General features: G+C 53.1%; 10 protein-coding genes. 6 read left to right on the forward strand and 4 right to left on the reverse strand.

Annotation, left to right across the window (positions count from 1 at the left end; all coding sequences use genetic code 11):
* Complete coding sequence (ftcD, locus tag ABD843_RS15275; protein ID WP_345085066.1) at positions 1-1,689, forward strand: glutamate formimidoyltransferase; 1,689 nt, start codon at positions 1-3, stop codon at positions 1,687-1,689.
* 142 nt (positions 1,690-1,831) lie between these two features.
* On the opposite strand, the gene ABD843_RS15280 is transcribed toward ftcD, so the two are convergent.
* From ABD843_RS15280 to tmk, 4 genes are all read right to left on the reverse strand, one after another.
* Entirely contained in the window at positions 1,832-2,911 is a 1,080-nt protein-coding gene (locus tag ABD843_RS15280) for a TolB family protein (RefSeq protein ID WP_345085069.1), read from the reverse strand.
* A 230-nt stretch (positions 2,912-3,141) separates the two neighbouring features.
* A complete protein-coding gene (locus ABD843_RS15285; protein WP_345085072.1) occupies positions 3,142-5,586 on the reverse strand; it encodes a YfhO family protein in 2,445 nt (814 codons plus the stop codon).
* 80 nt (positions 5,587-5,666) lie between these two features.
* Positions 5,667-8,111, reverse strand: coding sequence for a YfhO family protein (locus tag ABD843_RS15290; protein ID WP_345085075.1), 2,445 nt, complete (start codon positions 8,109-8,111; stop codon positions 5,667-5,669).
* Positions 8,112-8,228: 117 nt separating this feature from the next.
* Positions 8,229-8,843 (reverse strand): dTMP kinase, encoded by a 615-nt coding sequence (gene tmk / locus ABD843_RS15295; RefSeq protein WP_345085078.1) that lies wholly within the window; start codon positions 8,841-8,843, stop codon positions 8,229-8,231.
* Between the two features lie 116 nt (positions 8,844-8,959).
* Here tmk and ABD843_RS15300 point away from each other — a divergent pair, with 116 nt between their 5' ends.
* From ABD843_RS15300 to ABD843_RS15320, 5 genes are all read left to right on the forward strand, one after another.
* On the forward strand, positions 8,960-9,070 hold the full coding sequence (locus ABD843_RS15300; RefSeq protein WP_345085080.1) for a 30S ribosomal protein THX: 111 nt from the start codon (positions 8,960-8,962) through the stop codon (positions 9,068-9,070).
* A 106-nt stretch (positions 9,071-9,176) separates the two neighbouring features.
* Positions 9,177-10,157 carry an SDR family oxidoreductase gene (locus ABD843_RS15305; protein ID WP_345085083.1) on the forward strand — a complete coding sequence of 327 codons (981 nt, stop codon included), beginning with the start codon at positions 9,177-9,179 and terminating at the stop codon, positions 10,155-10,157.
* A 105-nt stretch (positions 10,158-10,262) separates the two neighbouring features.
* Positions 10,263-12,530 carry a S8/S53 family peptidase gene (locus ABD843_RS15310; RefSeq protein WP_345085086.1) on the forward strand — a complete coding sequence of 756 codons (2,268 nt, stop codon included), beginning with the start codon at positions 10,263-10,265 and terminating at the stop codon, positions 12,528-12,530.
* 50 nt (positions 12,531-12,580) lie between these two features.
* A complete protein-coding gene (locus ABD843_RS15315) occupies positions 12,581-13,738 on the forward strand; it encodes a homogentisate 1,2-dioxygenase (RefSeq protein WP_345085089.1) in 1,158 nt (385 codons plus the stop codon).
* A gap of 157 nt (positions 13,739-13,895) precedes the next feature.
* Positions 13,896-15,101: a phosphoglycerate kinase gene (locus tag ABD843_RS15320; protein WP_345085092.1), complete on the forward strand. Its 1,206-nt coding sequence runs from the start codon at positions 13,896-13,898 to the stop codon at positions 15,099-15,101.
* Positions 15,102-15,149: the final 48 nt, after the last annotated feature.

Below are 15,149 nucleotides of genomic sequence, written 5' to 3' on the forward strand. Positions count from 1 at the left end.
ATGAAGGACTTTTCTAATGCCATTATAGAATGCGTGCCCAATTTCAGCGAGGGCCGCGATATGAATATCATCAAACAGATAACCGATGAGATAGAGCGTACCGAAGGTGTGCGCCTGCTGGATGTAGACCCCGGCAAGGCCACCAACCGTACCGTGGTCACCTTTATAGGCAACCCTCATGCTGTAGTAGAGGCCGCCTATCGTGCCATCAAAAAGGCCGGCGAGCTTATAGACATGCGTACGCATACCGGCGAGCATCCGCGCATGGGCGCTACCGATGTTTGCCCGCTTATACCCATATCGGGCATCACTATGGAAGAGACCGTAGAATTTGCGCGTATGCTGGGCCAGCGGGTAGGCGAGGGTGCAGGTATACCTGTATACCTGTATGAGTATGCCGCTACTGCCGACTACCGCCGCAATCTTGCCGACATCCGCAAGGGCGAATACGAAGGTCTGCAATCGAAGATAATGCAGCCCGAGTGGAAGCCCGACTATGGCCCCGCTGCGTTCAATGCCGTGAGCGGCGCCACTGTTATAGGTGCGCGCGATTTCCTTATCGCATACAATGTCAACCTCAATACCACTTCTACCCGCCGTGCCAATGCGGTGGCCTTCGATATACGCGAGAAGGGCAGGCAGAAGAAAGATGCCAATGGCAAGATAGTGAAGGATGCCGGCGGCGAGGCTGTATGGGAGCCCGGCCTGCTGAAGAATGTAAAGGCCATAGGCTGGTATATAGAGGAGTATGGCATAGCGCAGATATCCATCAACCTCACCAACATGAACACCACGCCACTGCATGTGGTGTTCGATACCGCCTGCGAACGTGCCAATGCCCGTGGTATGCGCGTTACAGGTAGCGAGCTGGTGGGCCTTGTGCCGCTGCAGGCCCTGCTGGAGGCCGGTAAGTACTTCCTGCAGAAGCAGGAGCGCAGCATAGGCGTGAGCGAGGAAGAGCTGGTGCGCATAGCCGTAAGGTCCCTTGGTCTGGACGAGCTTGGTCCCTTCGATCCCAAAAAGAAGGTGATAGAATACCAGTTGCAGGACACCAATGCAAAGAAGCTGGTAGATATGACCGTTACCCGTTTCGTACACGAGACGGCCAGCGAATCGCCCGCGCCGGGCGGTGGCTCGGTATCGGCGCTCTGTGGTGCGCTGGGTGCGGCACTGGGTACTATGGTTGCCAATCTCTCATCGCACAAGAAGGGCTGGGACAGCCGCTGGAAGGAGTTCAGCGATCATGCTGCCGAGGGCCAGAAGCTGCTGAAAGAGATGCTATACCTGGTAGATGAGGATACCAATGCCTTCAACGCCATCATGGCCGCCTTTGGTATGCCCAAGGGGACAGACGATGAGAAGGCGGCCCGCAAAGCTGCCATAGAGGCCGCCACCATATATGCCATCAAGATACCGTTCCGCACTATGGAGGTAGCCTATGCCTCTATGGACCTGGCCATAGCGATGGGAAAGAAGGGCAATCCCAACAGCATCAGCGATGCCGGTGTGGGCGCGCTCTGTGCCCGTACCGCTGTAAAAGGTTGCTACCTGAACGTAAGGATAAATGCACAGGACCTCAAAGAGCATCCCGAGGTAAAAGACCTGCTGGCGCGTGCCGAAGAGATAAACACTGCTGTAGAGGCCAAAGAGCATGAGGCATGGAGCATAGTACTGGGCGCTATGAAGTAAGCCCCAAGCCCCTCCCGACCTCCCCCGAGGGGAGGAGGTATCAATACTAATAGAGAAGAGGCTGTATCACTGATACAGCCTCTTCTCTATTATGCAAAACATGGGCGACCCATCGCCTCCCCTCGGGGGAGGTCGGGAGGGGCTACTCCACCCAATCGCATATGAACACATTCGTGTCCCTGTTGCCGCCATTGTTCCTGTTCGATGAGAAGATGAGCTTCTTGCCATCGGGCGAGAACATAGGGAAGGCATCAAAACCCGCATCGTTCGATATGCGCTCCAGCCCTGTCCCATCTATGTTCACCAGGTAGAGGTTGAAGGGGAAGCCTCGCTCATGTTCGTGGTTCGATGCGAATATCAGGCGCTTGCCATCCGGTGCAAAGGAGGGCGCCCAGTTGGCCTTGCCCAGGCTGGTCACCTGTCTTGCATTGCTGCCATCGGCATTGGCTACGAACACTTCCATGTTGGTAGGCATCACCAGCCCCTGTGCCAGCAGGTCTTTGTATTCTTTTACCTGCTCCTCGGTCTTCGGGCGCGATGCACGCCATGTTATCATCTTGCTGTCGGGCGAAAAACATGCGCCGCCATCATAGCCTGTGGTTGTGGTTATCTGCTTTACATCGGTGCCGTCTATGTTCATCGTATACAGGTCTATATCTCCGTTGCGCATACTGGTGAACACTATTTTCTTCCCATCGGGCGATACCGTACCCTCTGCATCATAGCCGGGTGTATTGGTAAGCCTCTTGGTTATGTTGCCCTTTAGGTCGGCCACATATATGTCGTAGCTGTCGTATATAGGCCATACATACTTTTTTATCTTGCTGCGGTCGGGCACAGGTGGGCAGCTATCTGCGGCCATATGGGTAGATGCATATAGGAAGTGCTTCATATCCGGCATCAGGTAGGCGCATGTGGTACGGCCCTTGCCGGTGCTTACCAGTTTATAGCTGAATTTCTTTTTACCGGAAGCAGGTATGGTGCCATAAAATATCTGGTCGCAGGGTACACCGTCTTTCGCATCGGTGCGCTGAAAGGTCACATGCTCATTATCGAACCCGAAATAGGCCTCGGCATTATCGCCGCCAAAGGTCAGTTGGCGTATGTTCCTGAAGTGTTTCTCATCAGGGTAGGTAAGTGGTTTGTCCTGTGCTTTTGCAGCAGTGGTCAATAGTGTGGCTGCTGCCAGTAGGCTGTGAAGGTGAGTTCGGTTAAATATCATGTTTTGTTTTATGTGGCGCAAATCTACTCCAACGCCTTGCATCAGGCACTGATAATGCAGTGCATTTTGTCAGCCGATCGTCATAAACGTATATGCGAAGTAGTTGTGACGTGCGTTGCAAACGCACTGCCTGAGCATCCTCGTTGTAAACGAGGACGAGTGGGGTTAATGACGTGCGTTACAAACGCACTACCTGAGCAGCATCCTCGTCGTAGACGAGGACGAGTAACTTATCTCCTCCCCTCGGGGGAGGTCGGGAGGGGCTTCTTCCTGAATAGTTGGGAAACGGCCACACCTATAAGTATCAGTATCAGCACACTGCTTGCCATGGCCACCTTCTGCCCATTGTAGAAGCTCTCAGGCCTGAAGTGGAACTCTATACTATGGGTGCCTGCAGGCACTTTTATGGCGCGTAGCACATAGTTGGCCCTTATTATGGGGGTCTCCTTGCCATCTACATATGCCTTCCAGCCTTTGCTGTAATATATGTCCGAGAATACCGCAAGGCCCGCCTGGCTGTTGCTGCTGGTGAATGCCAGGTCGTTCAGTCCATATTGCGACAGCCGTACATAGGCCGCGCTGTCCTTGCCAAAGCTATAGTTGCCCAGCTCGTTCTTGAAGGTAGCGCGTATAATGGCCGTCCTGCGTGGCTCGAAGGCGCCGGGTACCATGGTAGTATCGCCTATCTGTGGTGCGCTCAGGCTGTTCATTTCCTCGTCGGCGGTATTGGCCCATTTCACCTCGTTCACGAACCATGCATTGCCACATGCCGTAGGGTTGGGTATAGGCTGCGGTGCCGAGCCCCTGCGGCCTGCTATGATGTACTTGGTGTTCAGCATGTCCAGCACGGCCCCGTTGAAGCCCTGGCTCATGTGGCGGTCTATCAGGTCCTGGTATATCTCCATCTTGGCAGGGTGGTAGCCGCCCACACATTTGTGGAAGTATGCCTGTACCGCATCGTTATAGGTATCGCGGCTCAGGTCCAGCACACGGTAGTACGGGTCGGGATCCTGCATGATGGCCTTGTCCGCCTCTGTAGGTTCAAAGGCCGCATCATATTCCGCAGCATCCACATAGTTCTCCTTGTTCAGGTAGTTCAGCGATGTAGGTATCAGGTCTATCACTACTATGGCGCATATACCACTTATCAGCATCGTGGGCTTTATCTTATCCTTCATATACGCCCACAGCAGGCCTGCCGTTATCAGTATATATGCCGCGCTGGTCAGGCCGCTGGTCATCGCCAGCGATGCACGGTCCTGGCGCAGCAGTTGCAGCATCTCGGGCTGCATACGGGCGTCGCTGCCGCCGGTAAAGTCGAAGAACATGCTGCCACCTACGCCCAGCAGCAGGCACAGGCCGGCGGTGATGCCCGCAGCCAGTTTTATGTTCTGCCATACTTTAGGGTCGTTCCTGCGTTCCATCACTTCATTGATGGCCCATGCGCCCAGCAGGGGGAAGAGGAACTGCGGTATCACCAGTACCATAGATGGTGTACGGAACTTATTGAGGTAGGGTATATGGTCGAACAGGAAGTAGTTGATCCCTTCAAAGTTCTTACCCCACGACATCATTATGCATATGGCGCTTGCGGCCAGTATCCACCATTTGTGCGGCGAGCGCACCACCATCAGCCCCAGTACAAAGAGGAAACACACTGCTGCACCAAAGTACACAGGCCCGCTCAGGAAGGGCTGCGGCCCCCAGTAAAGGGGCAGCTTGTCGGCGCTGCCGCCTATGGCTTCCAAGGTCTTGGGTGCTTTCGCTGCATCCTCCCCGCTGGCGCCACCGTAGAGGTAGGGTATCATCAGGCAAAATGTCTCGCCTATACCATTGCTCCAGCGGAAGGCATATTCTTTGTCCAGGCCGCCATTCTCCTTCTTGTCGTGGCCCGATAGCTCACTGGCGCCGCCGCGCATGGTCTCCTTGGCATACTCGGCCGTAGTGAGCAGCGATGGCATACTGGGGCCTACACCCACTGCTATAGCGCCAGCCGCTATGGCCGATGATATGAGGAAGCTCTTGATGCGCCCTTCCTTTATGGCCTGCACCAGCATCACTACGCCAAAGCATCCGAACATGATGAAGGAGTAATAAATGACCTGGAAGTGATTGTTGGTAAAAATAAGCGCAAAAGTCACTGCCAGCAGTGCCGCTCCCGTCAGCCATTTTTCCTTGTATATCAGGTACAGGCCGGCCAGCGCCGCAGGCAGGTAGCCCATGGTCAGCATCTTGGTCTCGTGGCCCACACTTATGATGATGCCGTTGTATGTAGAGAAAGCATAGGCTATAGACCCTATGGCGCCTACCCACTTATTTATCTTCAGCACCCGCATCAGCAGGAAGAAGCACAGCATGGGTATGAAGAAGAAGTAGGCCGGCTTGCCTATGCCCTGCAGTATGCTTTGTATGAAGCTGGTATAGTTGGTGTTGGTGGCGGCCACATAGGTGGTATAGGTGGGCATGCCGCCGAACATGCTGTTCGACCACAGTACATCCTTGCCGGTGGCCTTGTGGTATTCCATGGCCTCGTGCGACATGGCCTGCCACGATATGTTATCGTGCTGGTTCAGTTTCATCCCCTGCAACTGGGGGTAGCAATAGAGCAATGCAAGCACCGCAAAACCCACGATGATGATGAGGTCTTGTTTGTATTTCTTTATATCGAACTGCATATGATAATGGCTGAAAAGCCAAAAGTATAGCGTAGCCGATCATTTTCCTAAGCTATTTTTATAGCAGGTACATCTGCCCGTCATGCTTTTCCTCTCTTTCGGGCAGGAACGTATACCGCCGCCACGCACAGCGCTATTATCAGCAGGCTGCCTGCCATGGCCACCTTGCGCCCATTGTAAAAGCTATCAGGCCTGAAGTGGAACTCTATATTGTGGTTTCCCGCAGGTATCATTATGGCCCTCAACACATAGTTGGCCTTTACTATAGGTGTCTCTTTGCCATCTATGTAAGCCTTCCAGCCTTTAGAGTAATATATATCGGAGAAAACGGCCAGCCCCGGCTTTGGTGCCGATGAGCTGAAGGAAAGGTCGCCCAGCCCATACCGCGTCAGTGTTATTTTCGATGTACTGTCGGCCCCGGGTACAAAGCTGCCTATAGTGCTTTTGAAGGTATTGCGTATCACTGCCGTCTTGCGCGGGTCAAAGGCATCGGGTACCTGCACCGTATCGCCCAGTATGTTCGATCTCAGGGCATTTATCTCTTCCTCTGCCGTATTTACCCACTTTATCTCGCTCACGAACCATGCATTGCCGCAGGCAAAAGGGTTGGGCATCACCCTGTCCTGCCCGTCCTTGCCCAGTATTATATATTTGGTGTTCAGCATGTTCAGTACCGCCCCGTTGAATCCGTTGCTCAGGTGCCTCTCTGTCAGGTCCTGGTACATTTCCATCTTGGCGGGGTGGTAGCCGCCCACACATTTATGGTAGTATGCCTGTTGCGCATCGTTATAGGGGTCGCGGCTCAGGTCCAGTACACGGTAGTATGGGTCGCGGTCCTGCAGTATCGCCTTATCTACCTCGCGTGGTACAAAAGTATCCTCCAGTTCGCCGGCATCCACATAGTGGTCCAGCTCGGTACTGTTGTGTTGTTTGCCGCTCAGGTAGTTGTGCGCTACGGGCAGTATATCTATCACGGTTATGAGGGCCAGGCCGCCTACCAGGTAGCTTTTCCGCAATTTGTCGTTCAGGTAAGCCCACAGCAGGCCTGCCGCTATCAGAATATATACGGCGCTTTTCAGTGCGCTGGCCATGGTCAGCGCTGCACGGTCCTCTTTGAGCAACCGCACCATTTCAGACTGGAACTGCTTATCCCGGAAGCCCGAAAAATCGAACAATATGCTGCCCAGCAGGCCTATCACGGCACATATGCCTGCGGTAATGACGGCAGCATATATCACCTTCCGCCGTAGCTCTTCCCGCTGTTCCTTGTCTTCCATTGCTTCCATTATCTCCTGCACACCCAGTATGCCCAGCAGGGGGAATAGGAATTGCGGTATCACCAGCGCCATCTCTACCGTGCGGAATTTGTTCAGCAGCGGCACATGGTCAAAGAGAAAGTAGTTCACCGTGGGCAGGTTCTTGCCCCATGCCAGTACTATGCCCAGCAGGCTGGCAAAGAACATCCACCACTTATGTGGCGATCGTATCACCATCATTCCCAGCACGAACAGGAAACACACCACCGCGCCAAAGAACACAGGCCCCATTTGCGTAGGGCGCTCACCCCAGTATACAGGTAGCAGGTCGGCATTGCTACCTACTGCCTCTAGTGTGCGGGGGGCCAGATCGGCATTATCGTAGGTAGCGCCGCCATACATATAGGGTATCATTATGCAGAAGGTCTCCACCAGTCCCGTGCTCCAGCGAAAGGCATATTCCTTGTCCAGCCCGCCCGATGTTTTCTTGTCGTGCGAGCTCAGTTCGCTGGTGCCGCCGCGCATGGTCTCCTTGGCATATTCCTGCGTCGTCAGTACCGAGGTGATGTTCGGCATCAGCCCCAGCAGGCCCGTACCCATTGCCACCAGTGCAGACAGGAAGAACTGTTTTACCCTTCCCTCGCTGATGGCATCATAGGCCAGCACCACCGTAAAGCACAGCAGCAGTATGATGATGTAGTACATCATCTGGAAGTGGTTGGTGCCCGATAGCAGTACCATGCTCACCGCGAAGAGTGCACCACCCGTCAGCCATTTTTCTTTGAATATGAGGTAAAAGCCCGCTATCACGGCAGGCATATAGCCTATGGCCAGCATCTTGGTCTCATGCCCCACTACTATTATTATAGGGTTGTTCGATGCGAACGCGTATGCAAAGGCCCCTATGCTAGCCAGCCACCTGCTTACACCCAGCACCCGCGCCAGCAGGTAGAAGCACAGCATGGCTATAAAGAAGAAATAGGCCGGTTTGCCTATGGCCTGCAGCACGCTCTGTATATAGCCGGGATAGTTGGTGTTGGTAGCGGCCACATAGGTGGTATATGTAGGCATACCACCGAACATACTGTTCGACCACAATACATCCTTGCCCGTAGAGTCGTGGTATGTCATGCCCTCATGGGCCATGGCCTTCCACATCATAGTATCCTGCTGGCGTAGCTGTTTGCCCTGTAGCTGCGGGTAGCAATACAGCAGCGCCAGCACTGCCAGCCCCAATACTATAAAAAGGTCCGTTTTGTACTTCTTCAAAAGATCAGAGAACATTGTAGTGGTCGTTTCTAAAAAAGTTGAAAGGAAAGGGTTTGTGTTCTATTTACTTTATTACTCTACTTCACACTTCATAACTCATAATTCATAATTCATAATTCATAATTCAAAAAGCTTTCCCACATCTGCTGCCACTGCGTCTATGGCCCTGTTGCCGTCTATGATGGTCACTTTTTCTTCATTGCCCAGCCTTGTGAAGGCCGCCAGGTAGTTGTCTCTCACTTTTCGCAGTATATCAGTGGTCTCATACAGCTCGGGTACTTCCCTGTTGGCCACTATGCGTTGCATACAGGCCTCAGGTGGTACATCTATGAAAATGGTCATATCGGGCCGTAGCATACCGGCGCACATGCGGTTGCATTCTATCACCCAGTCCATATCCACATATACGCTATGGTATGCATACGAAGAGAAGTAATATCTATCGCATATCACCGTATACCCATCGGCAAGCATTTTCAGCAGCCCATCATTTTCATTCTGTATATGGTCCAGCCTGTCGGCCAGGAAGAGTGCGGCAATGGCTTTCTGGTCGGCCTTTAGCTCACCTCTCAGTATGCTGCGCAGCAGCCTGCCTATGTGGCCGCCTGTGGGCTCGAATGTGGTATGTACCTTATGTCCTGCCGCTGCCAGCCGTTCTGCCAGCAGCCGGGCCTGTGTGCTCTTGCCGCTGCCGTCCGTTCCTTCTATGGTTATGAATAATGGTCTGTTCATGTTGCTATATGGCAAGGTAATAAAAACCTTGTGAAATGTGACCGGGGTGTCGCTAAGATCCCCGATCTGTACTATATTTGCCCACAATTAAATAATACTTTAAAACTAAACTTATTATGGGAAGAGGTGATAAGCGTACCAAACGCGGAAAGATAACAATAGGCAGCTTCGGCAAATCTCGTTCTGCACGCACAGGCAAGAAGGCCAGGATAGCCAAGAAAGCCTAATGGCGATACACAGTAACTCAACGAATGAATAAGGGCCGTACCATACACAGGAGTACGGTCTTTTTCTATACTATCTTCACACAACTGCACACACTTCCATATTCGTATGGCGTTATTTCATGAGGCCGACCTTTCAGGCAAGCACTTCCTGGTCACAGGGGGCGCCGGGTTCATTGGTTCACACATCGTAGAGTACCTGCTGCGCCATAGTGCGGGCAAGGTGCGTGTGCTGGACAACCTCATGACGGGCAATGTCGCCAATGTCGATCTTTTCCGTAGCTATGCCAATTACGAGTTCATGGAGGGCGATATCCGCAATGCCGATGTGTGCGGGCGTGCCTGCGAAGGCATCACCCACATCTCTCACCAGGCCGCTCTTGGGTCGGTGCCCCGCTCGGTAAAGGACCCCATCACCAGCAATGAGGTGAATGTGGGCGGTTTCGTGAACATGATAACCGCTGCCAAGAATAGGGGAGTGCAGGCGTTCGTTTATGCATCTTCCTCCTCTGTCTACGGCGATGAGCCCAACCTGCCCAAGACCGAGGACCGCACGGGCAACCTGCTGTCGCCCTATGCGGTCACCAAAATGACCAACGAGCTCTATGCAGGAGTGTTCCACAGGCTTTATGGCCTCAATGTGGCCGGTTTGCGCTACTTCAATGTGTTCGGTTCGCGGCAAGATCCCAATGGGCCCTATGCTGCCGTTATCCCGCTCTTCGTTACGGGCATACTGGGCCGCACGCCGGTATATATAAATGGCGACGGTGAGCAGACCCGCGATTTCACCTATGTAGAGAATGCCGTACAGGCCAATATCCGCGCCATGCTGGCTACCGATCCTGCCGCTTTCGGGCAGGCATACAATGTGGCCGTTGGCGCCAACTATACGGTCAATTTCCTCTACCGCTCCATAGGCGAGATACTGGGTATAGACCATCCGCCCACCTATCGCGAGCCCCGCGCCGGCGATATCCGCGACTCCCTTGCCGATGTTTCCAAGGCTACCCGCCTGCTGGGTTATGTACCCACGCAGCAGTTCCTCGATGGCCTCAGGCTTACTGTTGAGTATTTCCGTTCCATACAGTAGTGTTCTGATAAATGTGAACCTTGTGCCCTTGGTGTATTCCTTTGTGTGCCCCTTGTGGTGAGATAGATACTATTTCCGACTATCTTTGTATGAAACGCTTTCTATATGAAAAGGTTCTTCCCTTTGTCCCTCCTGTGCATGTCATTACTGTCCCTGTCGGCACATGCGCAGACCACTGCCAAACTATCTACCCTTACCAAGAAGTATGTACACGATATGGCTGCATACAAAGGCAAGCCGCAGCAGGGCTACATCTACAACAGGGGCAATGATGGAACCGTTTACATAAGCGCCCTCATTCGCGTGGCCGATGCAGGCCAGGCGCAGACCGGCCTCGATGCCATAGGTGCCCACATAGGTACCCGTGCCGGTAGCATATGGACGGTAAAGGTGCCCGTAGATAAGGTATCCGCTTTCATTACCGCCACAGGCATCAGCTACATCCAGCTCGATGAACCTGTATACCCGCAACTGGATATGGCTCGCAAGACCACCAGGGTCGATTCTGTACACGGTGGCTACGACCTGCCCATAGCCTATACCGGCCGCGATGTGGTAGTAGGCGTCATCGATTTCGGGTTCGATTACAACCATCCTACCTTCTACGATACAACCAATACCACATATCGCATCAAGAAGGTATGGCAAATGAACGGTACGGCCGCACCGCCTGCCGGTTATACCTATGGCAAGGAGCTGGTAGGCGAGGCTGCCATCAAGGCCGAGGGTACCGACGATCCCAGGCAGAACCATGGTACCTGTGTGGCCGGTATGGCCGCAGGCTCGGGCTATGGGGCTCCGGCGGCCAGCCCTCGCAAATACAGGGGCATGGCCTATGAATCTGATATGGTGATGGTCTGCGTTCGCCGCGACTCCATAGGCGGTCAATGGATGGCAGGCAGCTTTTCCGATTTCCTCGATGGTGTCAACTATATCTTCAATTACGCCACCTCTGTAGGCAAGCCCTGTGTGGTCAATATCAGTTGGGGTTCACAGTCAGGCTCGCACGATGGCACTTCGCTTTTCAACGAGGCCTGCAATTCCATGTCAGGCCCCGGCAAGCTCATAGTTATGAGCGCGGGCAACGAAGGGCAGGAGAACATACATATCGCCAAGACCTTCACGGCTACCGATACCACCGTACAGTCCTTCCTCACCTTCAACCCCACCACAGTGAGGCGCACCTGGGTAGATATCTGGGGCCAGCCCGGCAAGACCTTCTGTGCCAAGGCCACGCTCTATACCAATGGTACTTCCACCGCCGGGCAGACCACCGGTTACAAATGCATAGACAATGCCGTTACCGATATGTTCCTTATAGGCGCCAATGGTATAGATACCTGTTATGTGCAGTTCATCACCTCATCGGCCGAGGACAATGGCAAACCCCGTATCACCGTCAACATCAACAACAAGAGCACCGATACCATACTCGTATCTGTAAAGGGCAACGATGGCAAGATAGACATGTGGGACGAATACTACTACTACGGCTTCCCTTACAAATACCAGAGTGCCTTCTTCAATTTCGGACAGCCATATGCGGTGGCCGGCAACAATGCTTCTACCGTGTCCGATATGGGTAGTGCTACCTCGGTATTGCTGGTAGGCGCCTATGCCTCAAAGGTCAATTTTGTGGATATCAATGGCAATTCATGGAGCTATTCCTCCTATGTGCTTGCCAACAAGCTGGTTCCTTTCTCCAGCCGCGGCCCTATGGTAGATGGCCGTATCTCGCCCGATATCACAGCCCCCGGCCTTACCATAGCTACTGCCCAAAGCTCTTACGATACCTCCCATACCGCTACCGGCACCAACAGCAATGGCACCGTATATAAATACACCGATGGCACAGGTAAAGATTATTATTACTCCGAGTTCTCAGGTACGTCGGCCTCTGCACCTGCCGCCTCGGGTATAGTGGCCCTGCTGCTGCAGGCCAACCCCGCGCTTACGCCCGCAGCCCTCAAGACAGTGCTTTTCTCTTCCGCCATCACCGATACCTATACCGGCACTTTGCCTGCAGCGGGCAATAACAACTGGGGCCATGGCAAGATAAATGCCTATGGCGCCCTCAAAAAGGTGCTCACCGACCTCAGCACCTTTACCTATACCGGTACCCGGCCCGACTGTGTGCTCTACCCCAATCCTTCCAACGGCAACTTCTCGCTCGATCATACAGCTACCGCTGCCGGTCCCGTATCGGTATCGGTATATAATATGGCAGGTGTCATGGTCTACAGCAAGCTATGGCAGGTGGCCGCAGGCGAAAATCGCCTGGGCATACCTTTGGCCGATGTTGCCAAAGGTATGTATGTGGTAAAGGTGTCCTCGCCTAAAGGCACTATAGCCATACAGGCCGCTGTACGATAGTTGTCGCCAATGGTCAGGGAATTGATTAATTTTGTTGGAAATAACAAGAGATGCCTCATTACTATTCGCTGGGGAATATTCCTCACAAACGTCATACACAGTTCAGGAAGCCCGATGGAGGCCTTTATTCAGAGCAGTTGTTCAGTACAGAGGGTTTTTCGTCCAATTACTCCCTGCTCTACCATCTGCATGCCCCTACCAGGATATTAAGGACCGAAGAGCCTGTGAGCGTGGCCCCGGTGGCGGCTACTTCCAATATCCTGAAGCATCGCAGCTTTAAAGGTTTCAATGTAAAGCCCGATGCCGATTACCTCAAAAGCCGCAAGACCGTCCTGTTCAATAACGATGTGATGCTCACGCTGGCCGCACCCACCAAAGGGCTTACCGATAATGTTTTCTACAAAAATGCTGATACCGACGAGGTCCTCTTCATACACGAGGGTAGTGGTGTGCTGCGTACACAGTATGGCCGCCTGCCTTTCGGCTATGGCGACTATGTGGTCATACCCCGTGGTACCATATATCAGGTAGAGTTCGAGAACGAGCATAACCGGCTCTTCATAATAGAGTCGTTCAGCCCCATCACGCCGCCCAAAAGGTATCTAAGCCGCTATGGTCAGTTGCTGGAGCATTCTCCCTACTGCGAGCGCGATATCCGTAAGCCGCAGGACCTTGAGACATTCGACCTTCAGGGCGAATTCCTCATAAACGTGAAGAAAAAGGGCAACCTGTACCCCATATGGTACGGCCATCATCCGTTCGATGTAGTAGGCTGGGATGGCTGCGAATATCCCTTCATCCTCAGCATACACGATTTCGAGCCCATCACCGGCCGTGTACACCAGCCACCGCCAGTACACCAGACCTTCGATGCGCACAACTTCGTTATCTGTTCCTTCGTGCCCCGCCTGTACGACTACCATCCGCAGTCCATACCTGCGCCATACAACCACAGCAATATCGATAGCGATGAGGTGCTTTACTATGTCGATGGCGACTTCATGAGCCGCAAGCATGTAGAGCGTGGTATGATAACCCTGCACCCTGCAGGTATACCGCATGGCCCGCATCCCGGTACGGTAGAGAAAAGCATAGGCGCCAAAGAAACCAAAGAGCTGGCCGTGATGGTAGATACCTTCCATCCCCTGCACCTCACCAATGATGCTCTGGGTATAGAAGACGATGCCTACATCACCAGTTGGCTATAGAATTCAAATTCTAAAATTCAAATACCAAATACCAAAATTTCAAATACCAAATACCAAAATTCAAACATCAATAACCAATTCCTAATTCCTAATAACCAATACCTGATCCCCCCACCAATTCATAATTCATCATTCATAATTCATCATTCAATAAATAATGTTCAACGATCATAACTTCAACGGAAAAAGAGCGCTCATACGCGTCGATTTCAATGTGCCTATAAAGAATGGCGTTATCACAGATGATACCCGCATCCGTGCAGCATTGCCTACCATTAAGAAAGTACTTGCCGATGGTGGCAGCGTGGTACTTGTGAGCCATTGGGGCCGTCCGCTGAAGGATATAGAAAAGAAGCCGCACCTTACTCTTGCCGACTTCACCCTCAGGCCCGTGGCCGAGCACCTCACCAGGCTGCTTGCTACCCAGGTACAGTTCTCCGACGATTGCATCAGCGAAGATGCAGCACAGAAGGCCGCTGCCCTGCAGCCCGGCCAGGTGCTGCTGCTAGAGAACCTGCGCTACTACAAGCAGGAAGAGAAGGGCGATAAGGACTTTGCCGAAAAGCTCTCTAAGCTGGGCGATGTATATGTGAATGATGCCTTCGGTACAGCCCACAGGGCCCATGCCTCCACGGCCGTCATAGCTGACTTTTTCCCTGCAGGCAGCAAGATGTTCGGCCTGCTGATGGAGGGCGAGGTAAAGGCCGCCGAAGAGGTGATGAACAATGCCCAGAAGCCCTTCACTGCCATCATAGGTGGCGCCAAGGTATCTGACAAGATACTGATCATAGAGAACCTGCTCGACAAGGCTACCGACATCATCATAGGTGGTGGTATGGCCTATACCTTCTTCCGTGCACAGGGTGGCCAGATAGGTAATTCCCTCTGCGAGGAGGACAGGCTGGATATGGCGCTGGACCTGCTGAAGAAAGCCGAGGCAAAGGGTGTTTGCATACACCTGCCTACCGATAGCATAGTGGCCGATAAGTTCGCTGCCGATGCAGCCACATCATCTGCCGCCAGCACCGAGATACCCGAAGGCTGGATGGGCCTGGATATTGGCAATATAGCTATAGGCCAGTTCCAGAACATCATCGATGCTTCCAAGACCATACTGTGGAACGGCCCCATGGGCGTGTTCGAGATGGAGAAGTTCCAGCACGGTACCAAGGCCATAGCCGAGGCCGTGGCAACGGCTACCGGCAAAGGTGCTTTCTCCCTGGTAGGCGGTGGCGATAGCGTAGCCGCTGTCAACAAGTTCCAGCTTGCCGATAAAGTAAGCTATGTTTCCACCGGCGGTGGCGCCATGCTCGAATTTTTCGAGGGCAAGGTACTTCCGGGTATAGCTGCTATAAAGAATTAGCCCCTCCCGGCCTCCCCCAATGGGAGGTGGTGCGTTTCATATCTTGCA

The sequence above is a fragment of the Nemorincola caseinilytica genome (assembly GCF_039540515.1).
Classification (GTDB): domain Bacteria; phylum Bacteroidota; class Bacteroidia; order Chitinophagales; family Chitinophagaceae; genus Nemorincola; species Nemorincola caseinilytica.

What these genes read in the sequence shown, in the direction of transcription:
- ftcD (WP_345085066.1), top strand. Translation starts at nt 1, where the DNA reads ATGAAGGACTTTTCTAATGCCATTATAGAATGCGTGCCCAATTTCAGC.
- ABD843_RS15280 (WP_345085069.1), bottom strand. Translation starts at nt 2,911, where the DNA reads ATGATATTTAACCGAACTCACCTTCACAGCCTACTGGCAGCAGCCACA.
- ABD843_RS15285 (WP_345085072.1), bottom strand. Translation starts at nt 5,586, where the DNA reads ATGCAGTTCGATATAAAGAAATACAAACAAGACCTCATCATCATCGTG.
- tmk (WP_345085078.1), bottom strand. Translation starts at nt 8,843, where the DNA reads ATGAACAGACCATTATTCATAACCATAGAAGGAACGGACGGCAGCGGC.
- ABD843_RS15300 (WP_345085080.1), top strand. Translation starts at nt 8,960, where the DNA reads ATGGGAAGAGGTGATAAGCGTACCAAACGCGGAAAGATAACAATAGGC.
- ABD843_RS15305 (WP_345085083.1), top strand. Translation starts at nt 9,177, where the DNA reads ATGGCGTTATTTCATGAGGCCGACCTTTCAGGCAAGCACTTCCTGGTC.
- ABD843_RS15310 (WP_345085086.1), top strand. Translation starts at nt 10,263, where the DNA reads ATGAAAAGGTTCTTCCCTTTGTCCCTCCTGTGCATGTCATTACTGTCC.
- ABD843_RS15315 (WP_345085089.1), top strand. Translation starts at nt 12,581, where the DNA reads ATGCCTCATTACTATTCGCTGGGGAATATTCCTCACAAACGTCATACA.
- ABD843_RS15320 (WP_345085092.1), top strand. Translation starts at nt 13,896, where the DNA reads ATGTTCAACGATCATAACTTCAACGGAAAAAGAGCGCTCATACGCGTC.